The 24,671-nt window shown below is 59.1% G+C and carries 21 protein-coding genes; 18 read left to right on the top strand and 3 right to left on the bottom strand.

Features of this window, described 5'->3' with window-relative positions; genetic code table 11:
• Window positions 1-206: 206 nt before the first annotated feature.
• Window positions 207-1,115, bottom strand: a complete 909-nt coding sequence (locus ACR0KW_RS01495; protein WP_170324814.1) for a LysR family transcriptional regulator — start codon at window positions 1,113-1,115, stop codon at window positions 207-209.
• Window positions 1,116-1,284: 169 nt separating this feature from the next.
• On the opposite strand from ACR0KW_RS01495, the gene ACR0KW_RS01490 reads away from it, so the two are divergent.
• The 10 genes from ACR0KW_RS01490 to ACR0KW_RS01445 all read left to right on the top strand — a co-directional run bounded on the left by ACR0KW_RS01490 (window position 1,285) and on the right by ACR0KW_RS01445 (window position 12,735).
• The gene (locus ACR0KW_RS01490; RefSeq protein ID WP_480803425.1) at window positions 1,285-4,704 is read left to right on the top strand and encodes an indolepyruvate ferredoxin oxidoreductase family protein; all 3,420 of its coding nucleotides are present in this window, start codon (window positions 1,285-1,287) and stop codon (window positions 4,702-4,704) included.
• Window positions 4,705-4,790: 86 nt separating this feature from the next.
• Window positions 4,791-5,669, top strand: coding sequence for a lysophospholipid acyltransferase family protein (locus tag ACR0KW_RS01485; RefSeq protein ID WP_480803424.1), 879 nt, complete (start codon window positions 4,791-4,793; stop codon window positions 5,667-5,669).
• An 8-nt stretch (window positions 5,670-5,677) separates the two neighbouring features.
• A complete protein-coding gene (locus ACR0KW_RS01480; RefSeq protein ID WP_480803423.1) occupies window positions 5,678-6,487 on the top strand; it encodes a glutamate racemase in 810 nt (269 codons plus the stop codon).
• 94 nt (window positions 6,488-6,581) lie between these two features.
• Window positions 6,582-7,610, top strand: a complete 1,029-nt coding sequence (gene argC / locus ACR0KW_RS01475) for an N-acetyl-gamma-glutamyl-phosphate reductase (RefSeq protein WP_480803422.1) — start codon at window positions 6,582-6,584, stop codon at window positions 7,608-7,610.
• Between the two features lie 7 nt (window positions 7,611-7,617).
• Window positions 7,618-8,064, top strand: coding sequence for a cytochrome c maturation protein CcmE (gene ccmE, locus ACR0KW_RS01470; RefSeq protein ID WP_170324819.1), 447 nt, complete (start codon window positions 7,618-7,620; stop codon window positions 8,062-8,064).
• A 147-nt stretch (window positions 8,065-8,211) separates the two neighbouring features.
• Window positions 8,212-8,823 (top strand): holin-associated N-acetylmuramidase, encoded by a 612-nt coding sequence (locus ACR0KW_RS01465; protein WP_480803421.1) that lies wholly within the window; start codon window positions 8,212-8,214, stop codon window positions 8,821-8,823.
• Window positions 8,814-9,392 (top strand): holin family protein, encoded by a 579-nt coding sequence (locus tag ACR0KW_RS01460; protein WP_480803420.1) that lies wholly within the window; start codon window positions 8,814-8,816, stop codon window positions 9,390-9,392. Before ACR0KW_RS01465 ends, ACR0KW_RS01460 begins: the two co-directional genes overlap by 10 nt.
• 75 nt (window positions 9,393-9,467) lie before the next feature.
• The gene (locus ACR0KW_RS01455; protein WP_170324822.1) at window positions 9,468-11,432 is read left to right on the top strand and encodes a heme lyase CcmF/NrfE family subunit; all 1,965 of its coding nucleotides are present in this window, start codon (window positions 9,468-9,470) and stop codon (window positions 11,430-11,432) included.
• A complete protein-coding gene (locus ACR0KW_RS01450) occupies window positions 11,429-11,884 on the top strand; it encodes a cytochrome c-type biogenesis protein (protein ID WP_480803419.1) in 456 nt (151 codons plus the stop codon). Before ACR0KW_RS01455 ends, ACR0KW_RS01450 begins: the two co-directional genes overlap by 4 nt.
• 74 nt (window positions 11,885-11,958) lie before the next feature.
• Window positions 11,959-12,735 carry an enoyl-CoA hydratase-related protein gene (locus tag ACR0KW_RS01445; protein ID WP_480803418.1) on the top strand — a complete coding sequence of 259 codons (777 nt, stop codon included), beginning with the start codon at window positions 11,959-11,961 and terminating at the stop codon, window positions 12,733-12,735.
• A gap of 3 nt (window positions 12,736-12,738) precedes the next feature.
• Here ACR0KW_RS01445 and bmt read toward each other — a convergent pair whose 3' ends face one another.
• Entirely contained in the window at window positions 12,739-13,752 is a 1,014-nt protein-coding gene (bmt, locus tag ACR0KW_RS01440; RefSeq protein ID WP_480803417.1) for a betaine--homocysteine S-methyltransferase, read from the bottom strand.
• A gap of 123 nt (window positions 13,753-13,875) precedes the next feature.
• A complete protein-coding gene (locus ACR0KW_RS01435) occupies window positions 13,876-14,196 on the bottom strand; it encodes a DUF1476 domain-containing protein (protein WP_480803416.1) in 321 nt (106 codons plus the stop codon).
• A 187-nt stretch (window positions 14,197-14,383) separates the two neighbouring features.
• Between ACR0KW_RS01435 and purC the strand changes: the two genes are divergently transcribed.
• The 8 genes from purC to ACR0KW_RS01395 all read left to right on the top strand — a co-directional run bounded on the left by purC (window position 14,384) and on the right by ACR0KW_RS01395 (window position 24,556).
• Window positions 14,384-15,139 (top strand): phosphoribosylaminoimidazolesuccinocarboxamide synthase, encoded by a 756-nt coding sequence (purC, locus tag ACR0KW_RS01430; protein WP_170324827.1) that lies wholly within the window; start codon window positions 14,384-14,386, stop codon window positions 15,137-15,139.
• Window positions 15,140-15,271: 132 nt separating this feature from the next.
• Window positions 15,272-15,934, top strand: a complete 663-nt coding sequence (locus tag ACR0KW_RS01425; RefSeq protein ID WP_480803415.1) for a MarC family protein — start codon at window positions 15,272-15,274, stop codon at window positions 15,932-15,934.
• A 116-nt stretch (window positions 15,935-16,050) separates the two neighbouring features.
• Entirely contained in the window at window positions 16,051-16,281 is a 231-nt protein-coding gene (gene purS / locus ACR0KW_RS01420) for a phosphoribosylformylglycinamidine synthase subunit PurS (RefSeq protein ID WP_109311572.1), read from the top strand.
• A gap of 4 nt (window positions 16,282-16,285) precedes the next feature.
• The gene (locus tag ACR0KW_RS01415) at window positions 16,286-17,329 is read left to right on the top strand and encodes a zinc-dependent alcohol dehydrogenase family protein (protein WP_480803414.1); all 1,044 of its coding nucleotides are present in this window, start codon (window positions 16,286-16,288) and stop codon (window positions 17,327-17,329) included.
• Between the two features lie 11 nt (window positions 17,330-17,340).
• Window positions 17,341-18,009: a phosphoribosylformylglycinamidine synthase subunit PurQ gene (purQ, locus tag ACR0KW_RS01410; protein WP_170324830.1), complete on the top strand. Its 669-nt coding sequence runs from the start codon at window positions 17,341-17,343 to the stop codon at window positions 18,007-18,009.
• A 36-nt stretch (window positions 18,010-18,045) separates the two neighbouring features.
• Window positions 18,046-19,812 (top strand): sensor histidine kinase, encoded by a 1,767-nt coding sequence (locus tag ACR0KW_RS01405; RefSeq protein ID WP_480803413.1) that lies wholly within the window; start codon window positions 18,046-18,048, stop codon window positions 19,810-19,812.
• Between the two features lie 13 nt (window positions 19,813-19,825).
• The gene (locus ACR0KW_RS01400; protein WP_170324832.1) at window positions 19,826-21,160 is read left to right on the top strand and encodes a sigma-54-dependent transcriptional regulator; all 1,335 of its coding nucleotides are present in this window, start codon (window positions 19,826-19,828) and stop codon (window positions 21,158-21,160) included.
• A 504-nt stretch (window positions 21,161-21,664) separates the two neighbouring features.
• Window positions 21,665-24,556 carry an Rne/Rng family ribonuclease gene (locus tag ACR0KW_RS01395; RefSeq protein ID WP_480803412.1) on the top strand — a complete coding sequence of 964 codons (2,892 nt, stop codon included), beginning with the start codon at window positions 21,665-21,667 and terminating at the stop codon, window positions 24,554-24,556.
• The last annotated feature ends 115 nt before the right edge of the window (window positions 24,557-24,671 follow it).

The following is a 24,671-nucleotide window of genomic DNA, read 5'->3' as shown; positions in this document are numbered from 1 at the left end:
TGTTTTGCCTATCGAACCAACGTGCGTTGCCCGAAAGCAAAAAAAAGGCCGAGCGCTAAGCTCGGCCGTAGTCCAACAGGGAGGTATGAAGATGATGAGCGTTGCAGCATCATCGCCTTCGAGTGCTCATTTAGGGATCAGTTTGTGAACGATCAAGATGTTTCACACTGAATGCTGATCATGCCCGCTATGCTGCATGTGCATAGCTACAATTTTCCCATCTGCTTCAACTGTTTGCGTTGAGCAGTGATCTCGTCCTGAACAAAGTCGCGGAAGGCGGCGACGCGCTTGGAATGGCGCAGTTCCTCGGGATAGGCGAGGTAGACGGGAACGTCGGCCGTTTCGATGTCCGACAGGATCGGAACAAGATGCGGGAAATCCTGCGTGACATAATCCGGCAATACGCCGATGCCCAGATTGTGCAGAACACCCTGCAGGACGCCGAAATAGTTGTTCACTGTCAGCAGCGATCCGGGGTTATACGTCATCAGGTGCCGCACCATTGCAGCGCTTGCGCCGACCTGAGGCGCCGACGGTGTCTGACAGATCAGCCGGTGATCCTTGATCTCATCCAACGATTCAAGCATCCCGCCGTGCGTCTCGATATACTCCTGAGTTGCATAGAGCGTCATCTGCACGGTCATCAGGCGTTTGCGAACCAGATCGGCCTGGCTGGGCTCTTTCATGCGGATGGCCACGTCGGCCTCGCGCATGGGCAGATCCAGAACGCGCTCTTCCAGCATCAAATCGATGTTTAGGTCGGGGTATTGCTCGTACAGTTTCGGCAGGCGCGGGGCCAGCCAGAGCGTACCGAAGCCGAAAGTGGTGGTGACGCGCAACACGCCAAAGACTTCTTCTTCGCTGTCACGGATACGCGCGGCGGCGGCGTCCAGACGTTTGGACATGGCCGAGGTCGCATCGAACAGCAACTCACCCTGTTCGGTCAGGATCAGCCCGCGCGCATGGCGGTGAAACAGGGTCGAATCAAGCGACTCTTCCAACGCTCTGATCTGCCGACTAACCGCCGATTGCGACAGATTCAGCTTATCACCCGCATGAGTAAGGCTGCCTGCATCCGCGACCGCGTGAAATATCCTAAGCTTGTCCCAATCCATCGCCGCAACTTTCGTTATCTTTCGGAACGCCTATATGAAATAGGTTACAACTTCCACATTCAAAGGCTGAAATCCTTGTGATTCAGTGGATAAACCCTATGCAGGTCAGGAATTGTGACCTAAAATGGATGAAAAAGTAGCACACTGATCTGACGAGGGGAGGCGTCCGATGAGTCAGCCACAAATATCGCTGAATGACCGGTTCGATCTGGAAAAGAACCCCATCCTTTTGAATGGCACGCAAGCGCTTGTGCGTCTGATGCTGATCCAAAAGGCGCGGGACATGCAGGCGGGGTTGAATACCGCCGGTCTGGTGACAGGATATCGTGGGTCGCCGTTGGGGGCTGTGGACCAGCAGATGATGCGGGCGCAAAAGCAATTAGCCGAAAGCGACATCACCTTTCAGTACGGGTTGAACGAGGATCTGGCCGCCACGGCTCTGTGGGGCAGCCAGCAGGCCGGGCTGCGCGGGGACGGACGGTTCGATGGCGTGTTCGGCCTGTGGTACGGCAAAGGGCCTGGGGTGGACCGGTCCGGCGATGTGATGCGGCACGCGAACATGGCGGGCACGGCCAAACATGGCGGTGTGCTGATGGCGATGGGCGATGACCACACCGGCGAAAGCTCGACCGTTTTGCACCAATCAGAGTGGTCGCTGGTTGATATGTACATGCCGATCGTCAGCCCGGCAGGTGTGCAGGAGGTTCTGGATTACGGCGTCTACGGGTTCGCACTCAGCCGATTTGCCGGTGTCTGGGTCGGGCTGAAGACAATGAAAGACACGATTGAGGTGACCTCGGTCGTGGACGGCAGCGTTGACCGGATGAAATTGGCAGTGCCCAATTTCGACATGCCCGAAGGCGGGTTGAACATCCGTCTGGGCGACACGCCGCACCTGCAGGAAGGGCGGATCATCGATTTCAAACGTTTCGCGGCCGAAACGTTTTCCCGTGCCAACAAGATGGACAGACGGGTCTGGGGCAAGCCGGGGGCCAAGATCGGCTTTGTTGCGGCGGGGAAGAACTGGCTGGACCTGTCCCACGCGATGTCTCTTTTGAACATCGATGAGGCTGAGGCTGAACGTTTGGGGATCACCACCTACAAGATCGGACAGACCTTTCCGCTGGACATGGCCGGGTTCCAGGACTGGGCTGAAGGGCTTGACCTGATTGTTATCGTCGAAGAAAAACGCAAACTGATCGAGGTGCAGGTCAAAGAAGCCATCTTCGACGACCGCCGGGGCCGCCGTGTGTATGGCTGGTACAAGGGCGGGGCCGGGGCACTGCACCGGGAGGAGCTGTTCCCCACGCGCGGCGCGCTGAATCCGATCATGATCGCTGAGAAACTCGGTGAAATTCTGATCGAAGAGGGCCGCGAGACCGATGGTGTTCGTGCCGGTCTGGCCAGCCTGTCCGAGGCCCGTCGCGCCGACAACGCCGAGGAAATCGCGACGCGCCTGCCGTATTTCTGTTCGGGTTGCCCGCATAACAGCTCGACCCGTTTGCCTGAAGGCAGCCGTGCGTATGCAGGTATCGGGTGTCACTACATGGTGCAGTGGATGGACCGGGAAACCACCGGCTTCACCCAGATGGGCGGTGAGGGTGCGAACTGGATTGGTGAGGCTCCGTTTTCGGCGACCAATCATGTGTTCCAGAACCTTGGCGATGGAACGTACAATCACTCGGGCGTGCAGGCGATCCGGGCGGCTTTGGCGGCGGGGACGAATATCACCTTCAAGATCCTGTACAACGATGCCGTCGCCATGACTGGCGGGCAGGAGAACGAAGGCGGTCTGACCGCAGAACGGATCGTGGCCGAGGTCAAGGCCATGGGCGTTCAGCATGTCGCAGTCGTCTATGACGAAAAAGAAGACTTGAATTTCAAGGCTCTGCCTGCCGGAGTTGATACCTTCGAACGTGCCGAACTGATGCAGGTGCAGGAGCGTTTCCGCGAGATTGAGGGTGTTTCCGTCATCGTCTACGTCCAGACCTGCGCGGCCGAGAAACGGCGCCGGCGCAAAAAGGGCGCATTCCCGGACCTGGATAAACGTGTCTTTATCAACACCGATATCTGCGAGGGCTGCGGCGATTGCGGGGTGCAGTCGAACTGTGTCTCGATCGTGCCGAAAGAGACCGAACTGGGTCGCAAACGGGCCATCGATCAATCCAGCTGCAACAAGGATTTCTCTTGCCTCAACGGGTTTTGTCCGTCGTTTGTAACCTTGGAAGGTGCGGAAATCCGTAAGGAGGCAACGACCGAGATCGACCTGCCAGATTTACCGGACCCCGTGCTGCCGGAAATCAAGGGCACGCATAACGTGGTCATTACTGGGGTTGGGGGCACGGGCGTTGTGACCTTGGGTGCAATTCTGGCCCAAGCGGCACAAATCGACGGCAAAGGTGCGGGCATGATGGAAATGGCAGGCCTGGCCCAAAAGGGCGGAGCCGTGCATATCAACTGCCGCCTCGCCAATCGCCCCGAGGATATCAGCGCCATTCGTGTCGCCACGGGTGAGGCGCACGCCTTGATTGGTGGCGATTTGGTGGTGTCCGCGGGGGCGAAAACCTTGGGTCTGACGCGGGCGGGTCAAACCGGCGCTGTCGTCAACTCTCATGAAACCGTCACCGGTGACTTTACCCGCGATACGGATTTCCACATTCCGGGCGACAGGCTTAAACTGTCCTTACAGGCGCGGCTAAAAGAAGATGTTTCCCTGTTCGACGCCACCGAGCTGGCGCGCGCTGTGATGGGGGACTCGATCTATTCCAACATGATGATCTTTGGCGCGGCGTGGCAGCGTGGTCTGTTGCCGGTCAGCCATGAGGCTGTCGTGTCAGCCATTGAACTGAACGGTACGGCGGTCGAGCGCAACAAACGCGCCTTCGACATCGGTCGCTGGGCCGTCCTGCATCCGCAGGAGGTTGCAGGGATTCTCGAGCCTAATACGGCCGAGTTACCGAAAACTCTGGATCAGATCATCAATTTCCGTGTGCAGCACCTGACCGCCTATCAAAGTGGTCGTCTGGCCAAGCGGTATCTCAAACTGGTCAATGCGTTTGATGATGAAGGTGCTCGCAAGGCCGTGGCAGAAGGTTATCACAAGCTGTTGTCCTATAAGGATGAATACGAGGTCGCCCGATTGATGCTGGACAGTCGCGAAAAGGCCGCCACCGAGTTCGACGGGGGTTTCAAAATGACCTTCCATCTGGCTCCGCCCATTCTGGGTGGCACCGGGCCGGACGGCCGGCCGAAGAAACGGGCTTATGGGGAATGGTTGCTGAAGCCGATGAAAGTTCTGGCCAAGCTGAAAGTCCTGCGCGGGACACCGCTGGACATTTTCGGATATAACGCCGAACGGCGGATGGAGCGGAGTCTGATCAAGCAATATGAGCGGGATATCAAAGAGGTAGCGCCGCTTTTTACACCGCAGACACGGGATGCAGTTGTCGCCCTTGCGCGACTTCCGCTGGATATTCGCGGATTCGGGCCGGTGCTGCGCGTCAATGAGGCCAAAGCCGCCAAGCGGCGCGAAGAACTACTAACCGTAATCCGCGACGGAGGGCAGGAGCTGCGCGCAGCTGCCGAGTAAGAGTAAATCGTCACGGTCTTGTCACGAAACCTAGGCAAAATTGTTGCTTAAACCTATCTTGCAGGCAGCAAACCTCGGAGATTCGAATGCCTTCGCGCCGCCACGTCGCTCGTGACATTTCTTATGCCCATTCCGCCGAAACCAAGGGCGGGAAGATGGTGATCAAGCTGATGGAGAACACCACGGGCCGCTTGCGTCTGATCAAACGCGCGGATGGGTATGAGAAAGAGGTGGCTAACGGACGTGATTTCTGGTCGGTGATGGTGGACCGATACGGGCTGTCGCTGGATGTCGTTGGGGGCTCGCTGTCGAATATTCCGAAATCCGGGCCGCTGATCCTGATCGCCAACCATCCTTACGGCATTCTGGATGGGCTTATGATGGGGCACATGCTGTCCGAGACACGTGGCGACTTTCGGATCCTGGCGCATCGCGTGTTCCGCAAGGCCGAGGATATCAACCGCATCATCTTGCCGATCTCGTTTGACGAGACCAAAGAGGCGATGAAGCTGAACCTCGAGACCCGAAAAACAGCGCTAAATTATCTGGGTGAGGGCGGCGCGATCGGGATTTTCCCGGGCGGCACGGTCAGCACCGGGGTCAAACCGTTCTCGCACCCGATGGACCCGGGCTGGCGCGGATTTACAGCCCGGATGGTGGCCAAGTCGAACGCCACGGTGGTGCCAGTTTTCTTTGACGGCCATACCTCGCGCCTGTTCCAGATCGCCAGCCATTTGCACAACACTCTGCGCATGGGTCTGTTGATCAAAGAGTTCAAAAAGCGCGTCGATACTCCGGTCAAAGTTGTGATCGGAGACCCCATTGGGCGCGACGTTCTGGACCCTTTGGCAAAGGACACACGCAAGATGATGGATTTCTTGCGCAAAGCCACGTATGAGCTTTCCCCAACACCGCTGAAGTCTTACGACTACGGCTACGAGTTTGAGGAACGGCATCGCGCCTAAAGGGGCAAATGGCAGTAGGCATCTTTGATTCTGGATTGGGCGGTCTGACCGTTCTGGACGCCGCGCAGAAACGTCTGCCGGACGTGGATTTCCTGTATTTTGCGGACAGCGCTCATGCGCCCTATGGCGTGCGCGATGCCGAGAATATCTATGAGCTGACGCGCCGCGCCGTATACGACCTTTGGAACCGCGGCTGTGATCTGGTGATTCTGGCCTGCAACACCGCCAGCGCCGCTGCGTTGCGCCGGATGCAGGAAGAGGGCGTGCCTGAGGGCAAGCGAGTTCTGGGCGTCTTTGTGCCGCTGATCGAAGCTCTGACCGAGCGTCAATGGGGCGACAACAGCCCGCCGCGCGAAGTTGCCGTGAAGCACGTGGCGTTGTTTGCCACGCCTGCGACGGTGTCCAGTCGCGCTTTCCAGAGGGAACTGGCGTTCCGCGCGATTGGTGTGGACGTAGAGGCGCAGGCTTGCGGCGGTGTGGTCGATGCAATCGAAGACGGTGACATGATCCTTGCCGAGGCACTGGTGCGCAGCCATGTGGACGCGCTGAAACGGAAAATGCCGGAACCGCAGGCCGCGATTTTGGGCTGCACCCACTATCCGCTGATGGCCGAAACCTTTCAGGCGGCCTTGGGGTCGGATGTGCAGGTGTTCAGCCAAGGTGCTTTGGTGGCCGAAAGTCTTGCGGACTACCTGCAACGCCACCCGAAGATGCAGGGTGAGGGCACAGGCGGATATCTGACCACCGGTAAGCCCGGCACCGTCAGCGACCGTGCTACGCAGTTCCTCCGACGACAAATCACGTTCGAGGCCGCCTGACTTAGGTCAAGGACGGCTTTACGCATTCTCCTTTATTCGAAGGCCGTCGCATCGGCGGTCGTGATATGTGACACTTTGGAACAAGAGGTCTGACATGACCCATAAAATCGCAATTCTGGGTGCTTCCGGCTATACCGGCGCCGAGCTGGTGCGGCTGATCGCCGAGCACCCGAATATGGAAATCACCGCTCTGGCCGCCGAACGTAAAGCTGGGATGTCGATGGCACAGGTCTTCCCGCATCTGCGCCACATGGACCTGCCGGATCTGTGCAAAATCTCTGAGATCGATTTTTCGCAGATCGACCTGTGTTTCTGCGCCCTGCCGCATAAAACCAGCCAGGAGATCATTCGCGACCTGCCGAAAGACCTTAAGATCATCGACCTGTCTGCGGATTTCCGTCTGCGGGACGCGGAAGAGTATGAAAAGTGGTACGGTAACCCACACGTGGCGTTGGAACAGCAGGAAGAGGCTGTCTATGGCCTGACCGAGTTCTACCGCGACGACATCCGCAATGCTCGGCTGGTGGCTGGCACGGGCTGTAACGCCGCGACGGGTCAGTATGTGCTGCGGCCGCTGATCACGGCCGGTGTAATTGATCTGGACGATATCGTGCTGGACCTGAAATGCGCCGTGTCGGGGGCAGGCCGGTCGCTGAAAGAAAACCTGCTGCACGCCGAGCTTAGCGAGGGGTATAATGCCTATGCCGTAGGCGGTACCCACCGGCATCTGGGCGAGTTCGATCAGGAATTCTCGGCTTTGGCCGGTCGCAAGGTGCATGTGCAGTTCACGCCACACCTGATCCCGGCCAACCGGGGTATTCTGGCAACCACTTACGTCAAGGGCGATCCGGCCAGCGTGTATGAAGCGTTGGCTAAAGCCTATGAAAATGAACCGTTTATCCGGATGCTGCCGTTTGGCGAGACACCCTCGACCCACCATGTTCGGGGCTCGAACTTCTGCCATATCGGTGTGGTAGGCGACCGGATTGAACGTCGCGCCATCGTGATCGGCGCATTGGATAACCTGACAAAAGGTAGTAGTGGCCAAGCCTTGCAGAACGCCAACCTGATGTTAGGTGAAGATGAAACCGCGGGCCTGATGATGGCCCCGTTGTTCCCGTGAGGACGAAATGAAAACGCTCAAGAAACGCCGTCGTGTACAAGTCATTCTGTTGGCTGTCGTGGCTCTCGCTATGGCCACGGGGTTGATTGGGTATGCGTTGCAGGATGGTATCAACTTCTTCCGTTCACCCAGCCAGGTGATCGCCGAACCCCCGAAACCGACCGAGGTGTTCCGCATTGGTGGTCTGGTCGAAGAGGGTTCGATCATTCGTGGGCAGGGCGAGACCGTGCATTTTGTTGTGACAGATGGGGGTGAGAGCGTGCCGGTGGCTTTCACCGGTGTGTTGCCTGATCTGTTTGCCGAAAACCAGGGCATGGTGGGTACGGGTTCTTATGTGAATGGTGTATTCGAAGCCACTGAAATCCTTGCAAAACACGACGAGACCTACATGCCGAAAGAGGTTGTGGACGCTCTGAAAGAGCAAGGCGTTTATCAGGAAGCTGACGAAAGCTGAATGCAGCTGTCCTGCGCGCCTTCGGCGGCGATGATTGGGAAATGATGAAACAGGGCGTTGCGCGCAACAGGCGGGCAGCGCCCTGTTTCGTTGGGAGAATTTAACTGGGTTGGGAAACCGTGTGTCGCACCAAAGACGGAGGGTGCGATGCAGACGGTGCGACAGATTGCAACTGAGATCGTGGCGCGTGAAGGCGGATTTGTGGATGATCCGGACGATCCCGGCGGGGCGACCAAGCACGGTGTGACCATTCACACCATGCGTCGACTGGGGCTGGACTTGTCGGGCGATGGGGCAATCAACAGCGCTGACGTTCGTTTGCTCAGCAAATCCCAGGCCGTCGATATTTTTGTGCAGCATTACTTTGAACTGCCCCGGCTGAGCCTGCTCCCGACGATTTTGCACCCTTCGGTGTTTGACATGTACGTCAACGCGGGTGGGCAGGCCGTCAAGATCCTTCAACGTCTGTTACGTGAAATGGGGTTCGGGGTCACTGTTGACGGAATCGTTGGGCCAAAGACTGCGCGGGCCTGTGAGAACGCGGCGGACCCCGATCCAGTGGCTTTGCGGGATGCCTATGGGGTCGCGCGGCGCAACTTTTACTTCCGGCTTGCCGACAACAGGCCCGCATCCCGCAAATACGCCCGAAGCCGGGCAGGTAGCAAAGGCGGGTGGATTCGCCGGGCCGAGGAGTTCGTCTCTCCGGCCTATCACTTAAGCGATGCAGATTTTCAAAGGAGGGTTGCGGGATGGGACTAATCTCGAACGTCTTGACGTTTCTGTTCGGTGGCGGTCGCAACGTCGTGCGCGAAACTGCTGAAATCTTTCGGGAAAATGCAGAAAACGGGGCTGCGCGCAGCCTTACGTTGCAGCAACAGGCGATGGTTCAGTTCGGTCAGGAGTTTCAGGCGCCACGCAAGGGGGCGTTCGATCGGGTCATGGACGGGCTCAACCGGTTGCCGCGCCCGGCGATGGCGCTGGGGACGTTAGGCCTGTTCGTCGCGGCCATGGTCGATCCGCTTTGGTTCGCAGCGCGGATGCAGGGAATCGCCTTGGTGCCCGAGCCGTTGTGGTGGCTGCTTGGGGTGATCGTGTCCTTCTATTTTGGTGCGCGTCATCAGGCCAAGGTTCAGGATATGCAACGAGAGATCACGGCCACGATGCATCGCACCCCCCAGGTGCTGGAAAACCTGCAAGCGCTGAAAGCCCTGCGCAGCGATGGAATCGGGGTTGCCGATCCGGGGGCTGACGTTGCACTGGCCAAAAGTGCCAGCCATCCCGGCGACAACCCGGCGCTGGAGGACTGGCGGCGCAAACGCGTGGCCTGACCCGCGACACTATGCTCGCCCCAAAGGGGCGAAAGTGATTGGTGCTTGCCGGGCAACAGGACTATATCCGGGGCCATGATTACAGAACTAGGCCACTTTGCCCTGATCCTCGCCTTTCTGGTTGCCATCGTGCAGTCAGTTGTTCCGCTGATAGGTGCCGCCAAACGGTGGCCCGGATGGATGTCCTTTGCCGAACCTGCGGCGATCCTGCAGTTCCTGCTGGTTGGTTTCTCGTTCTGGGCGCTGGTCTGGGCGTTTGTGACCTCGGATTTCTCGCTGCGGGTGGTGGTTGAGAACAGCCATTCGGCCAAGCCAATGCTGTACAAGATCAGCGGAACATGGGGCAACCACGAAGGCTCGATGCTGCTGTGGGTGCTGATCGTGTCATTGTTCGGCGCTATGGCCGCGTTTTTCGGAGGCGGCCTGCCGCCCACGCTGAAAGCACGGGTTCTGGCGGTTCAGGCTGCGATTGCGGTGGCGTTTTTTGCCTTCATCTTGTTCACCTCGAACCCGTTTGACCGGTTGATTGTGGCACCTTTTGACGGGCGCGATCTGAACCCCCTGTTGCAGGACCCCGGATTGGCCTTCCATCCGCCGTTCCTGTACCTGGGCTACGTGGGCCTGAGCATGGCCTTCAGCTTTGCCGTCGCCGCCCTGATCGAGGGGCGTGTGGACGCCGCATGGGGCCGCTGGGTGCGTCCGTGGACGCTGGCGGCTTGGGTGTTTTTGACCATCGGCATCGCGCTGGGGTCGTGGTGGGCGTATTACGAGCTTGGCTGGGGCGGTTTCTGGTTCTGGGACCCGGTTGAGAATGCCTCGTTCATGCCGTGGCTTCTGGCTGCCGCGCTGCTGCACTCGGCCATCGTGGTTGAGAAGCGCGAAGCGTTGAAAAGCTGGACCATTCTGCTGGCGATCATTGCCTTTGGCTTCTCTCTGATCGGCACGTTCATTGTGCGCTCGGGGCTGCTGACGTCGGTGCACGCCTTCGCCAATGACCCCGAACGCGGCGTGTTCATCCTGTTCATTCTGGTGATCTTCATCGGCGGGTCTTTGACCCTATTTGCTGCCCGCGCGCAGGCGATGGAGGCCAAGGGCGTCTTTGGCATGGTCAGCCGCGAAAGCGCGCTGATTCTGAACAATATCCTGCTGGCCGTCAGCTGTTTCGTCGTGTTCGTAGGGACGATGTGGCCGATGGTGGCTGAGATGGCGTTCGATCGCAAACTCTCGGTTGGGGCGCCGTTCTTCAACTCGGCCTTCACGCCGTTCATGGTTGCATTGGGCATTGCGCTGCCGGTGGGCGCGATGCTGCCGTGGAAACGCGGCAAGCTTGGCAAAACTGCCTATTCGCTGCGCTATGCTTTTCTTCTGGCGCTGGCTCTGGCCTTGTTGGTCTGGGCAATGCAGACCGGGCGCAGTGCGCTGGGGCCGGTTGGTCTGTTCTTGGGTGCATGGATCACCTTCGGCGCGGCCGTCGATTTGTGGAGCCGCACCGGCCGCAAAGGAAGCCTCAAGCGCCTGTTCCGTCTGCCGGGTGCAGACTGGGGTAAGGCCGTGGCGCATACCGGTCTTGGTGTAACCATGTTCGCCATAGCGGGCCTGACCGCGTGGGAGGTCGAAGACATCCGTGTCGCGCAGCCCGGTCAGCCGTTTGAGGTCGGGCAGTTTACCCTGATGCTGGAAGATGTGCGGCGCGTAGAGGGGCCGAACTATTTCTCGACCATGGCAGATGTCCGGGTCGAAAAGAACGGGCGTCCAATGGGCACGCTTCACCCTGAAAAACGGGACTATCCGGTCGCTCGGATGCCAACAACAGAGGCAGCGATTGACTATCGGTTCCTCGGTGACCTCTATGTGGTGATCGGCGATCAGCAGGCCGACGGCGGTTGGGTCATGCGGACCTATATCAAACCGCTGGCGAACTGGATCTGGGGCGGGTGTATCCTGATGTCTCTGGGTGGCTTGATCAGCCTGTCGGACCGTCGGTTCCGGGTTGCAGCTGGCGCACGCAAGGCCCCAACGGGCGGAGTACCTGCTGAATGAAACGTCTGATCCTGATTTTGACGTTGATTGCGTCGCCACTTTTCGCCGTACAGCCTGACGAAGTTCTAGATGATCCGGTGCTGGAACAACGGGCCCGGGACCTTAGCACCGGGCTTCGCTGTCTGGTCTGCCGCAACGAGAGCATCGATGAAAGTAACGCGGAACTGGCGCGGGATCTACGCCTGCTGCTGCGGGAACGTCTTGTGGCCGGGGATACGGATCAGGAGGCGATTGCCTTCATCGTGGATCGTTACGGCGAATATGTGTTGTTGAAACCGACCACTTCGGGTTCGAACCTGATGCTATGGCTGGCCGGTCCGATCATGTTGCTGATCGCTGCGGCGATGGGGTGGAGCTTTCTGCGCAAGCGATCCCAAGTTCAGGCCACCGGCGAAAAGGACAAGCTGACCGACGCCGAGAAAGAGCGATTGCGCCAAATTCTTGATGACTGACCCAGGGTTCCGCTTTTCCTTCCCCTGCATTTAAGTCAGGGTTCCGAAAAGACCGGAATTTTGGGGAGGGGTTCATGGAATACGAAACGATCCTGTTGGACATCACGGACGATTTGGCGGTTGTGACCCTGAACCGTCCCGACAAGATGAATGCGATGACGGCGCAGATGCGGGCCGAGATCACGCACGCGATGAAGCACGCCGCCCGTCATGCGCGGGCGATTGTTCTGACCGGATCAGGTGACGCGTTTTGCTCGGGCCAGGATTTGGGCGATGCGTCCAGCACTGGCAAGATTGATCTGGAGCAGACGCTGCGCGATGAGTACGAGCCGATGCTCGAGACGATCCACGATTGTCCGGTTCCCACAATCGCGGCCGTCAACGGCCCGGCTGCCGGGGCAGGGGCAAACCTTGCGCTTTGTGCCGATGTGGTGATCGCAACGGAAAGCGCCTATTTCCTGCAAGCATTTGCTCGGATTGGTCTGTTGCCGGACGCCGGTGGAACGTGGTTCATGCCGCGTCAGATGGGGTTTGCCAAGGCCATGGGTGCTGCCTTGTTTGCCGATAAGATTAGCGCGCGGCAGGCGGATGACTGGGGCCTGATCTGGGAGGCTGTGCCCGACGACGCGTTCGACGCTCATTGGCGCAAGCGTGCAGCTTATCTGGCCAGTGGCCCCACAGCCGGATTTGGAGCGATCAAAAAGGCGATCCGCGGAACTTATGAGAAAACGCTGCCGCAGCAACTGGCGATCGAAGCGCATTTGCAGGGTGATTGCGGTCGCAGCCGGGATTTTGCCGAAGGCGTCGTGGCCTTCATGGAAAAACGCCCCCCGAAATTCGAAGGGCGCTGAAGCTTAGGCGCGGCGGCGGCGGCGTGACCGCCGCTCGGGCGCGGCATCGTCGCCGGTGCCATCCGACGCCGAGGAAAACGGTCCCAGAGCATCAGTGATCTGGTCCAGCGTCGGGCGAGCCCCGCGCGGCCTGGTATCCAGTGCTTCGCGCATTTTGCGCAGATGCTCAGGCATGGTGCCACAGCAACCGCCAATGATGGTGGCCCCGGCATCGCGCGCCATAGCCGCATAGTCACCCATCAGTTCGGGCGTGCCGTCATAGTGGATATGGCCGTCGACATATTTCGGAATACCGGCATTGCCTTTCGAGATGACCGGACGCTCGGTTCCCTGCGCCGCAATTCCCAGCACGGTGCGCAGGATGTCCGAGGCACCGGTGCCGCAGTTGGCGCCGAAAGCAATCGGCGGGTTGGGCAGGGTTTCGACCAGCTGCGCCAAATCGGCCGAGGTAACGCCCATCATTGTGCGCCCCGCGGTATCAAAGCTCATGGTGCCGCACCAGGGCATGTCGGCCAGGGCAAAAGCTTCGGCTGCTGCGCGGAATTCTTCCGGCGCGCTGATGGTTTCCAGCCACAGAACGTCCGCACCACCGGCCTTGAGCGCGTCTGCCTGTTCGTGGAACATTTCGACCGCAGCGGCATGAGACAGGCTGCCGACCGGTTCCATGATCTCACCCGTCGGGCCGACCGAACCGGCCACGACAACCGGACGTCCAGCCTTGTCGGCGACCTCGCGGCCCAATTCGGCGCCAATGCGGTTCAGCTCGGCCACACGGTTTTGCGCATCATGCAGTTTCAAACGCGCCGAAGTTCCGCCGAACGTATTGGTCAGAAACAGATCGCTGCCCGCATCAACCGAGCCCTGATACAGCGCGCGGATCTTGTCCGGCGCGTCCACGTTCCACATCTCGGGCGCGTCACCCGATTGCAGACCCATGTTGAACAGGTTGGTGCCTGTTGCACCGTCTGCCAGAATGGCATCGGTGGTTTCGAGAAGCTTGCTCAGTGCATTTGTCATCGGGGTGTTCCAAAAAAGGCGCAATCGGCCTGACAACTATTAGAGACGCCCCGTGTCTCATGACCGGGGCGTCAAATCAAACTCATAAATCTCATGAAGATCATGAGCCTTGCGCTTCAGCGATTAGATTTCGGCCTCTGCCATGACCTGTTCTTTGGCTTCGACCAGCAATTCTGCCATCTTCTCTCGGATTTTTGCCTCATCAGCCAAATCGCCCAGGTACCCCTTCACAGCCTCCACGACGTCATCTTCGCTGACGTTCTGCAAATCGGTGCGAACCAGTTCCTGACCGTAAGCGCGGGCTTTTTCAACGGCCTCGCCTTTAAGGGTCGAGGCCCAAACGGCCATAAACCGGTTTCGGCGCATCCGGGCAATAAATTGCATCTTTTCGTCATGCGCGAACATGTTTTCAAACGCGACTTCACGCTCGTCAAATGTGGTCATTGGTTGGGGACCTCTTGGATTACAACTTCTTTCCTGATGATATGACTATACGTGCGCCTGTTCGCAAGGGATTTGCGCTGCGTCAAAGCCCCTCGGGTCAGTAAACTTGCGGGAATGGGGGGCTTGCACTATGAGAACGCCAACGTGAGGGGACTCATTCCCTCTGTTCAGAGTGGAAAGGTCGCTTATGGCGCGTCGCAAGAAAATTTATGAAGGTAAGGCCAAGATTCTGTACGAAGGACCCGAACCGGGCACCATCGTTCAGTATTTCAAGGATGACGCCACCGCGTTCAACGCCGAGAAGAAGGATGTGATCGACGGCAAGGGTGTTCTGAACAACCGCCTGAGCGAGTTCTTCATGAATGGTCTGGCGCAGATTGGCGTGCCGACCCACTTTATCCGCCGTCTGAACATGCGCGAACAGCTGGTGCGCAGCTGCGAGATCGTGCCGCTGGAAGTGATCGTGCGCAACTATGCCGCCGGTTCGATGTCGAAACGTTTGGGCATTGCCGAGGGCACGCAGTTGCCGCGTCCGATCGTGGAATACTGCTACAAGGATGATGCGCTGGGTGATCCTCTGGTCACCGAAGAGCACATCGCTGCCTTTGGCTGGGCCAGCCAGCAGGACATGGAAGACATCCTCAGCCTCGCACTGCGGGTGAACGATTTCATGAGCGGTGTGATGCTGGCCGTGGGCATTCGTCTGGTCGACTTCAAGATCGAGATCGGGCGTGTCTATGATGGCGACTATCAGCGTCTGATTATCGCGGATGAGATCAGCCCTGACAGCTGCCGCCTGTGGGATATCGAAACCGGCCAAAAGCTGGACAAGGACGTGTTCCGCCGCGACCTGGGCAGCCTGACCGACGCTTATTCCGAGGTTGCGCGCCGTCTTGGCGTCTTGCCGAAAAGCAATGTGACCAAGCCGACTCTGATCAACTGATCGGTCTTTTTGCTCGGAAAATTCAAAAGCGCTGTCTGCAATGACAGCGCTTTTTTCTTTTTGCTCTGGTGGTTTGACAGCGCGCCTGGTCCTTCGCATTGTCGGGGCAGGTGCAACCACGGTGGTTCCGACATGGGTGAATTGTTCGATCAGGCAGTCTTTCTGAAGTTCCTCGCCGCACTGCTGGCGATCTTCAACCCGCTTTACGGCATCCCGATCTTCCTGAGCATGACTGAAGGCTATTCGGCTGCTGAGCGTAAACGCGTGGCGCTGATCGTGACGGGCACTGTTGTGGTCGTCGCCTTGATCGCCGTGCTGGTGGGTGAAGAGATACTTGCCATTTTTGGCATCGACATCCCCTCGTTCCGCATTGCCGGCGGGCTGATCATTCTTGGGGTCGGGATGTCGATGCTGAACGCGTCTGACCGGCCACAGGGCGATCAGCAGGCGGTGGAAGAGGGCGCCAAGAAGAAAAGCAATATCGCCGTTGTGCCGCTGGCGATTCCTCTGACCATCGGGCCGGGAACCATTGCGACCACGATTGTCTTTGCCCACACGCTGTCGGACGGGGCCGAGATTGTAACCTTGGGATCTGCAGTGTTGATCGCCTGCGCGATTGTGGGGCTGGGATTGCTGTTTGCGGACCCGATATCGCGGTTTTTCGGGCCGACCATGATTAATGTGATAACCCGTGTCATGGCGATTATCCTTGTCGCTGTGGCGGTCGAGATGGTTCTTACCGGCACGTTTAATGCCATTGATGCGCGTTACCCAGGGCTGACAGGCGGAGGCTGATCGGCCAACCTGCGTCAAACTGTATGCGGACAAGGGTTGTCGAACGCCGTTTCGCACGCTATCCCCCGCGCAACGGAACGGGCCCGGAAACACGGCCCTCAGCTGGAGTTGCAGGAATGAAAGCACGGGTGCATGTGATGCTGAAGAACGGGGTCCTCGACCCGCAGGGTGAGGCCGTCCGGCACGCTTTGGGCGCCATGGGCTTTGATCAGGTCGAAGGCGTGCGTCAGGGCAAGGTGATCGACCTTGAACTGGCCGAAGGCGCGACCGAGGCCGACATCACCGAGATGTGCGAAAAGCTGTTGGCGAACACCGTCATCGAGCGTTACGAGATCGAACTGGTCTGACTTGATGCGGGCCGCCCGTCTGATCACGTATCGTCAGCCATTGGAGCTGATGACCATTCCCGATCCTGAACCGGCCGAGGACGGCGTTGTCGTCCGGGTGCTGGCTTGCGGTGTTTGCCGCTCGGATTGGCATGCGTGGTCGGGGTCTGACCCGGATGTGATCCTACCGATGACCCCCGGGCACGAATATTGCGGCGAAGTCGTTGCGGTTGGTGCGCAGGTGACCCGATGGAAAGTCGGGGATCGGGTGATCGCACCGTTCATTCTGGCCTGCGGTCATTGCCCGGATTGTGCGCAGGGCCACCAAACGATCTGCTCGGATCAGGTGGTGCCCGGCTTCACATGTGACGGGGCCTTTGCCGAATACATTGCCGTGGCTCATGCCGATGCCAACCTGACGGCTTTGCCGGACACGCTGGCACCCGAAATCGCAGCTGCCCTAGGCTGCCGGGTGACGACCGCCTGGCAGGCACTGGTCGGTCGGGCGCAGATACAGGGCGGCGAGTGGCTGGCCATCTTTGGTGGCGGCGGCGTCGGCGTATCGACTCTTTTGCTGGGCAAGGCACTGGGCGCGCGTGTCGTCGTTGTCGATATCGCCGATGACAAGCTGGCCTATGCCAAAAGCCTTGGCGCTGATGCGGTGGTTAATGCCGCCAGCAGCGATGCGTCGGAGGCCGTGAAAGAGATCACCGGCGGCGGCGCGCATGTCGCGATTGAGGCGTTGGGGATCGAAACCACCACCGTTGCTGCCGTGAAATCCCTGCGCAAGCTGGGCCGCATGGTGCAGATCGGAATGCCAGCCGGGCAGCACTCGACTATGTCTTTGCCAATGGACGTGCTGTATTCCGGCCAGTTGGCCGTTTATGGCACCCGCGGGATGCCAAGCTGGCGCTATCCATCGCTGTTGTCGCTGATTTCCGGGGGCAGCGTTGATCTCAGCCCACTGGTGACGCGAAAAATATCTCTGAACCAGGTGAGTGATGAACTTGCCGCCTTTGACCATCCAACACCGCCGGGTGTTGCCGTGGTCACCGATTTTGTCTGTTAGGAGGGTCCGCAATGCGCGCAGCCGTCATCGTTTTCCCCGGTTCGAATTGTGATCGGGACCTTGCAGTGGCCTTTGAACAGGCTGGTTTTCAGGTCGATATGGTCTGGCACAAGGATGCCGCGCTGCCCGAGGGGATCGACATCGTGGGCGTGCCCGGCGGGTTCTCGTACGGCGACTACCTGCGCTGCGGTGCCATCGCGGCGCAGTCGCCAATCTGCAAGGCCGTGGTCGATCACACCAACCGGGGCGGTTACGCTGTAGGGATTTGCAACGGCTTCCAGATTCTGACTGAAACCGGCATTCTGCCGGGCGCGCTGCTGCGCAACGCGGGTCTGAAATACATCTGCAAGACCGTTGGCCTGAAGGTAGAGACCAGCGACAGCGCCTTTACCCAAGGCTATAACGCAGGCGATGTGATCGGAATTCCGATTGCACACCACGACGGAAACTATTTCGCCGATGACGCCACATTGTCCGCGCTTCGGGATCAGGACCGGATCGCATTCACCTATACCGAGAATCCAAACGGCTCGGTCGGGGACATCGCCGGGATCCTGTCGGAAAACCGAAGGGTACTTGGGATGATGCCGCACCCGGAACGTGCGGCGGATGATGGGCATGGCGGCACCGACGGTACGGCATTGTTCCGCGCATTGTCCGGTGTCCTCGCGCCTGCGTGACTTGAGGTTGCGCTGAAGCCCGCGTAATTTCCCGGGATGAGTTTCGGCTGGTCCAAACTGACAATACCTTTCCGCGGCGCGCCCCTTGGGTGGCGCCTGCGGTTTGCTGTGATCGCGTTGCTGATCGCTGCTGCAGCGACGATCTGGATCACGAATCGTCTTCTGACCGACAGATTCACCGAGTCGACCCGCAACCGGGCCGAGGTGCGCCTGGCGCTGTATTCCGGCAACCTGCTGAGCGAGCTGCGAAGAAACGCGATTGTGCCGCAGCTGCTGTCCCGCGACCCCACGCTGATCTCGGCGCTGCAATCCGGTGACTTTTCGCTGTCTACCCAACGCCTGATCTCGTTTGTCGAAGAGATCGGGGCCGCGTCCCTGATGCTGTTGGATGGGGATGGGCGTCTGGTTGCCTCCACCGACCGCAACCGGCTGGGTGAGGCACATCGCAGTTCGCCTTATTTTATTGATGCGGTACGTTCGAACGCCACGATCTTTACGGTTATCCCGAAGGAATCCGGTGGCTACAGCTTTGTCTATTCGCGCCGTATCGATTCCAATGCCGATATCCTTGGTGTGATCGTTGTCGAGGTCGATCTGCACAAGTTCGAACTGGCCTGGGCCGGTATTTCCGACGCGGTGATGGTCACTGACAGTACCGGCACGATCATCCTGTCGACGGAACCACAGTGGCGTGGGCTCGACGAAAATTCGGCCCTGCTGCGGCAACCTCCGGAAGGCGCGATCCAGCGTGCGATCCGGGCGACGGCGGATTGGACCGCGCTGCCACCCGATGCCTACCTGCAGGGTGAAGCCGTGATGCGGATGGAAACACGCATCCCGTTCCGCGGCTGGCAGATGACCTCGTTCACGACCTATGCCTCGATCCGTGAAAAGGTGAACAGCGTACTCGCGCTCGAAATCATGGGGTTTGCGATTCTTCTGGCACTGGCCTTCTACGCACTCAGCCGCAGGGCGACGTTGCGGATGGCGTTGTTTCAGCGCGAGTCGGCAGAGCTTCGCGCATTGAACGCAAGGCTACAGCGGGAAATTGCTGAGCGGGAACGGGTTGAAAAGACGCTGGAAGTTGCCGAACAAACGCTGGCGCAAAGCTCGAAACTGGCCGCTTTGGGCGAGATGTCCGCCGCCGTCAGTCACGAGCTTAATCAACCGCTGGCTGCAATGAAGACCTATCTGGCCGGCGCGCGTCTGCTGCTGCGCCGAAACCGCCCCGAAGAGGCGCTGGCCAGCTTTGGCCGCATCGACGGACTGATCGAACGGATGGGCGCGATCACCCGGCAGCTCAAATCCTATGCGCGCAAGGGCGCGGATGCGTTTTCCCCTGTAAACCTTGGCGAAGCGCTGGCCTCATCCCTGTCGATGATGGAACCGCAGCTGCGTCAGCGGCACGTGAAGATCACTCAGATTTTGCCCGAAGAATCTGTTATAGTGATGGGAGACCGGATGCGGATCGAACAGGTGATGGTGAACCTCTTGCGCAATGCGTTGGACGCCACCAAATCTGTATCAGAGCCGGACGTGGAAATCATTCTGGCCGCAGGCGATATGGCGGTGCTGACCGTCCGCGACAACGGCTATGGGATCGAGGATATCGAGAACCTGTTTGAACCGTTCTACACCACCAAGCAGCCCGGAGACGGCGTCGGTTTGGGACTTGCCATCTCTTCGGGTATCGTAAACGACCATGGGGGGCGGCTGACCGCCCGCAACAGCCAGCACGGTGGCGCGGTGTTTGAGATGCAGCTGCCGATACTGGGAAGCGACGGCCTCGAGGCCGCTGAATAACAAAGGAAGTACTATGGCACAGGCCATGAAAATTGCCATTGTGGATGACGAACAGGACATGCGCCAGTCGATCAGCCAGTGGCTGGCACTGTCGGGCTATGACACCGAAACCTTCTCCAGCGCCGAGGACGCGCTGAAGGTGCTGGGACCGGATTATCCGGGGATTGTCATCTCAGACATCAAGATGCCGGGTATGGACGGCATTCAGCTGCTGAAAAAGCTGATGGGGGCCGACAGCACTCTGCCGGTCATCATGATCACCGGTCATGGTGACGTGCCGATGGCAGTCGAGGCAATGCGTGTCGGTGCGTTCGATTTCCTTGAAAAACCCTTCAACCCGGACCGGATGTCGGAACTGGCCAAGCGCGCCAGCAATGCCCGCCGTCTGACGCTGGATAACCGGGCCCTGCGGCGCGAACTGTCGGGTGGCACCCAGATCATGAACAAGCTGATCGGTGCCAGCCCGGTGATGGAACGTCTGCGCGAAGACATTTTGGACCTGGGGCAGGCGGATGGTCATGTCCTGATCGATGGCGAGACGGGCACGGGTAAAACTCTGGTCGCGCACGCGCTGCACGCGGTTGGCAGCCGGGCTGGCAAGAAATTCGTTCTGGTGTCCTGCGCGGCGCTTGAGGAAGATGTTCTGTCGAAACGCCTCTTTGGCCCGATGATGCCCGAGGATACGCAGTTGCCCGCCATTGAAGAGGCGCGCGGAGGCACTTTGGTTCTTGAGGATGTCGAAGCGCTGAGCGACACGCTTCAGGCCCGTCTGCTGAGTGTCATGAACGATCAGGGCACGCCGGCGGAAACCCGGATTGTGGCGATTTCCAACCTGCAAGAGGCCGGAAAGACCAGCGAAGACGTGCTGCGCCCGGACCTGTTCTATCGTCTTGCAGCGCTGCGGATCACCATGCCGCCCCTGCGCCAGCGAGGCGAGGATATCCTGACGCTGTTCACGCGCCTCAGCGAGCAATTCGCAGAGGAATACGGCTGTGATGCTCCGCAGGTTAGTGCTCAGGAAGCTGCGCAACTGCTACAGGCTCCGTGGCCGGGCAACGTGCGCCAGCTGATAAACATTGCCGAGCGTGCTGTGCTGCAGTCGCGCCGCGGATCGGGTACGATTGCGTCGCTGCTGATGTCGGATCACGAGGAAATGCAGCCCGTGATGACGACCGAGGGTAAACCGCTCAAGGAATATGTCGAAGCGTTCGAGCGGATGTTGATCGACAATACGATGCGCCGCCACAAGGGCTCGATTGCGTCCGTGATGGAAGAACTGTGCCTGCCGCGGCGGACGCTGAACGAGAAAATGGCCAAGTACGGTCTGCAGCGTTCGGATTACTTGTGATCGGTAAGGGGGCTCTGCCCCCGCCGCCTTTCAGGCGACTCCCCCCGAGGTATTTTTGGCCAGATGATGAGATCCTGAGCGGTGTTCAGGGCCCTTGATGCAGTTTGCCCATTGTCTTTTCCACAGGACTGCTTTTATTGTGTCGGAACGGGCCGGGCTTTTTTGTGCCCCTAAGCCCCGAATCTTTGAGTTTCGCTGCTCTGCCGCGGATGGTGATAATCCCACGAGGCAAAGCAGACCGATTGTGCCCCAGATTGGGGCAGGTGAACGCCTGAGCCCGTCTACGCGGGCGAAAGGAACAAATGGGCAGGTCGCGGCGAACCGCGCCTGTCGGAGAAGAACCGCGATGACGCGCGCGCAACGATCGAGAGTACGGGCAGGGGGCCACAGCGCCAGACCCTGCCGCGCGCCGTCTGATATCGCCCTGACAAGACACCACCCCAAAAGCGCCTGTCCCCCCGGACGGGTAAGGACAACGCGTTTGGCGCGGTGCACCAAGGACACATGGCTAAGAAAATGCTTATCGATGCCACCCACGCGGAGGAAACCCGCGTTGTGGTGGTCGACGGAAACAAGGTTGAGGAGTTCGACTTTGAATCCGAAAACAAACGCCAGCTTGCCGGCAACATCTATCTCGCAAAAGTAACACGGGTCGAACCGTCGCTGCAGGCGGCTTTTGTTGATTATGGCGGAAACCGGCACGGCTTCCTCGCCTTCTCGGAAATTCATCCGGATTACTACCAGATTCCGGTCGCCGACCGCGAAGCGCTTATGGAAGAAGAGCGCGCCTATGCCGAGGCGATGAAGGCGCGGGACGAGGCCGAAGAGAGCAAGCCCAGGAAGCGTCGCTCGCGGTCGCGTACAAAAGCGGCGGATGTGAAATCAGACGATCCGGTCGAAACGATTGAAGTTTCCTCCGAGCCTACAGGCATGGAAACAATCGATCTGGATGAAGGTGAAGAGGGTGCTGATTTGACAGTTCCCGAAGGCACCTCTCCGATGGATCATGTCGCTGAGACCCCTGTCGAAGAGCCCGATGATGAAGCGGAGGTGTCGGAGGACGCCGAAGCTCCCACTGCAGAAGCTGAGGATGCGGAAGAATCCTCTGCCGATGTTGCGGAAGAACCCACTGCCGAGTCTGAGGAAGACGTGGCTGACGCGTCGGAAGAAACGCCTGCGGAAGCTGAAGAGCCTGAAAGTGAAGCGGTTGAGGCATCTGCCGACGCTGACGCCGAGAGTGCCGCAGATGATGGGGACGTTGCGGAGGAAGCACCGGCAGAAGAGGCCGCAGCGGACGAAAGCAAAGCTGAGTCTGACGACGACGAGACGGAAGAAGAAACCCGCCCGGATGCGACCGCCAAGGATGACAGCATCGAGTCGGTGGCCGATGAGGATGACAGCGAGGACATTCGTCCGCCGCGCAAACCGCGTCCACGTCGCTACAAGATTCAGGAAGTTATCAAGGTCCGCCAGGTCCTGTTGGTTCAGGTCGTCAAAGAAGAGCGCGGCAACAAGGGTGCAGCGCTGACAACCTACCTGTCGCTTGCAGGACGTTACTGCGTTCTGATGCCCAACACAGCGCGTGGCGGCGGGATCAGCCGCAAGATCACCAACGCGCCGGATCGTAAGAAATTGAAGGAAATAGCGTCGGAAATCGATGTTCCGACCGGTGCGGGCCTGATCATCCGGACAGCGGGTGCCAAGCGTACGAAATCCGAGATCAAGCGCGACTATGAATACCTGCAGCGCATGTGGGAGCAAATCCGCGAACTGACGCTGAAATCCATTGCACCCGCGAAAATCTATGAAGAAGGCGACCTGATCAAACGGTCGATCCGCGATCTCTATAATCGCGAGATCGACGAGGTGCTGGTCGAAGGCGAGGGCGGCTACCGCATCGCCAAGGACTTCATGAAGATGATCATGCCGTCCCACGCCAAGAACGTGAAACGGTATGAAGACGCGCTGCCTCTGTTCGCGCGTTATCAGGTGGAAAGCTACCTGACCGGCATGTTCAATCCGACGGTGCAGTTGAAATCCGGCGGCTATATTGTGATCGGCGTGACCGAGGCACTGGTGGCGATCGACGTGAACTCGGGTCGGGCGACCAAAGAGGGTTCGATCGAGGAAACCGCGCTCAAGACCAACCTTGAGGCGGCCGAGGAAGTTGCACGTCAACTGCGTCTGCGAGATCTGGCCGGTCTGATCGTCATCGACTTCATCGATATGGACGAGCGCAAGAACAACGCGGCCGTTGAAAAGCGTCTTAAGGAAAAGCTGAAGACCGACCGCGCGCGCATTCAGGTTGGACGGATTTCCGGCTTTGGCCTGATGGAGATGAGCCGTCAGCGACTGCGCCCCGGTATGCTTGAGGCGACAACGCAGCCTTGCCCATCCTGCCACGGCACCGGTCTGATCCGGTCCGACGACAACATGGCGCTGACCATCCTGCGTCAGATCGAAGAGGAAGGCACCCGCCGCCGCTCGCGCGAGGTTCTGGTGCGCTGTCCGGTCAGCATTGCTAACTTCCTGATGAACCAGAAACGCGAGCATATCGCGCAGATCGAAGCGCGTTACGGCTTGTCGGTTCGGGTTGAGGGTGATGTGCATCTGGTCAGCCCTGATTTCTCGATGGAGAAATTCAAGACCGCCAGCCGCGTCGTGCCCGAAGCCAGCGCGCCGGTCGTTTCGGTGGACGCCTCGCTGATGGATTTGGTGGACGCGGACGAAGAAGAGGCCGAGGTCGAAGAAACGGTTCAGGCCGAAGAAGAGTCCAAACCCAAGCGCAAGCGCCGTCGCCGCCGCCGCAAGAAGAGCAATGCAGGTGGTGAAGTGTCCGAGACGGAAACCGGGACTGACGAAGACGCCTCGACCGAGGCGGGTGATGAGCCCGTATCCGAACCTGAGGTGGAAGAGGCTGCTCAGGAAGAGAAAACTGAAAAGCCCAAGCGTCGCCGGGCCCCGCGTCGCAAGAAGAAAGACGTGGAACCTGTTGAAGCGGTTGAGGAAAGCCCAGCAGAAGCAGCAGCTGTAGAAAGCCCGTCTGAGGCTGAGGCTGAGGCTGAAGCGGCTGAGGAGGCGCCTGCGCCTGAAGGCGATGCCGTGACAGAGCCCGAGGCGGAACCGGAAAACGAACAGCCCGAACCTGTTGAGGCTGCGGAAGCGGTTGCAGATGAAGCACCGGAGCCTGAGCCGCAGGAGGAAAGCGAACCGGAAGCCGAAGAGGTTGCCGAGCCCGTTGCTGAAACTGCGGAAACTGTAGAGGTCGAAACCACGGTGGAAGAGGTGGTCGAAGAGACCCCCGAACCCGTGCTTGAGTCTGTCGCGGAAGAACCTGAACAGCCCAGTGAAACCGCCAAACCGAAACGGCGCGGCTGGTGGTCTTTGGGGCAGTAAAGACAAAGACTGCCAGTGGGTTCGCCCATACAACAAATTTAGAGAACGCGTTGACTTTGGTCAGCGCGTTTTCTTTTTATTGTTCTGCGACTTACATAAGAATCGGAATTGGTAG

This window comes from Ruegeria sp. CG11, assembly GCF_056537245.1.
This window is presented reverse-complemented; position numbering and strand designations above follow the sequence as displayed.

What these genes read in the sequence shown, in the direction of transcription:
- ACR0KW_RS01455 (WP_170324822.1), top strand. Translation starts at nt 9,468, where the DNA reads ATGATTACAGAACTAGGCCACTTTGCCCTGATCCTCGCCTTTCTGGTT.
- ACR0KW_RS01425 (WP_480803415.1), top strand. Translation starts at nt 15,272, where the DNA reads ATGGGTGAATTGTTCGATCAGGCAGTCTTTCTGAAGTTCCTCGCCGCA.
- ACR0KW_RS01460 (WP_480803420.1), top strand. Translation starts at nt 8,814, where the DNA reads ATGGGACTAATCTCGAACGTCTTGACGTTTCTGTTCGGTGGCGGTCGC.
- ACR0KW_RS01465 (WP_480803421.1), top strand. Translation starts at nt 8,212, where the DNA reads ATGCAGACGGTGCGACAGATTGCAACTGAGATCGTGGCGCGTGAAGGC.
- purC (WP_170324827.1), top strand. Translation starts at nt 14,384, where the DNA reads ATGGCGCGTCGCAAGAAAATTTATGAAGGTAAGGCCAAGATTCTGTAC.
- ACR0KW_RS01490 (WP_480803425.1), top strand. Translation starts at nt 1,285, where the DNA reads ATGAGTCAGCCACAAATATCGCTGAATGACCGGTTCGATCTGGAAAAG.
- ACR0KW_RS01485 (WP_480803424.1), top strand. Translation starts at nt 4,791, where the DNA reads ATGCCTTCGCGCCGCCACGTCGCTCGTGACATTTCTTATGCCCATTCC.
- ACR0KW_RS01405 (WP_480803413.1), top strand. Translation starts at nt 18,046, where the DNA reads ATGAGTTTCGGCTGGTCCAAACTGACAATACCTTTCCGCGGCGCGCCC.
- ACR0KW_RS01400 (WP_170324832.1), top strand. Translation starts at nt 19,826, where the DNA reads ATGGCACAGGCCATGAAAATTGCCATTGTGGATGACGAACAGGACATG.
- ACR0KW_RS01415 (WP_480803414.1), top strand. Translation starts at nt 16,286, where the DNA reads ATGCGGGCCGCCCGTCTGATCACGTATCGTCAGCCATTGGAGCTGATG.
- purQ (WP_170324830.1), top strand. Translation starts at nt 17,341, where the DNA reads ATGCGCGCAGCCGTCATCGTTTTCCCCGGTTCGAATTGTGATCGGGAC.
- ACR0KW_RS01495 (WP_170324814.1), bottom strand. Translation starts at nt 1,115, where the DNA reads ATGGATTGGGACAAGCTTAGGATATTTCACGCGGTCGCGGATGCAGGC.
- ACR0KW_RS01395 (WP_480803412.1), top strand. Translation starts at nt 21,665, where the DNA reads ATGGCTAAGAAAATGCTTATCGATGCCACCCACGCGGAGGAAACCCGC.
- bmt (WP_480803417.1), bottom strand. Translation starts at nt 13,752, where the DNA reads ATGACAAATGCACTGAGCAAGCTTCTCGAAACCACCGATGCCATTCTG.
- ccmE (WP_170324819.1), top strand. Translation starts at nt 7,618, where the DNA reads ATGAAAACGCTCAAGAAACGCCGTCGTGTACAAGTCATTCTGTTGGCT.
- purS (WP_109311572.1), top strand. Translation starts at nt 16,051, where the DNA reads ATGAAAGCACGGGTGCATGTGATGCTGAAGAACGGGGTCCTCGACCCG.
- ACR0KW_RS01450 (WP_480803419.1), top strand. Translation starts at nt 11,429, where the DNA reads ATGAAACGTCTGATCCTGATTTTGACGTTGATTGCGTCGCCACTTTTC.
- argC (WP_480803422.1), top strand. Translation starts at nt 6,582, where the DNA reads ATGACCCATAAAATCGCAATTCTGGGTGCTTCCGGCTATACCGGCGCC.
- ACR0KW_RS01435 (WP_480803416.1), bottom strand. Translation starts at nt 14,196, where the DNA reads ATGACCACATTTGACGAGCGTGAAGTCGCGTTTGAAAACATGTTCGCG.
- ACR0KW_RS01445 (WP_480803418.1), top strand. Translation starts at nt 11,959, where the DNA reads ATGGAATACGAAACGATCCTGTTGGACATCACGGACGATTTGGCGGTT.
- ACR0KW_RS01480 (WP_480803423.1), top strand. Translation starts at nt 5,678, where the DNA reads ATGGCAGTAGGCATCTTTGATTCTGGATTGGGCGGTCTGACCGTTCTG.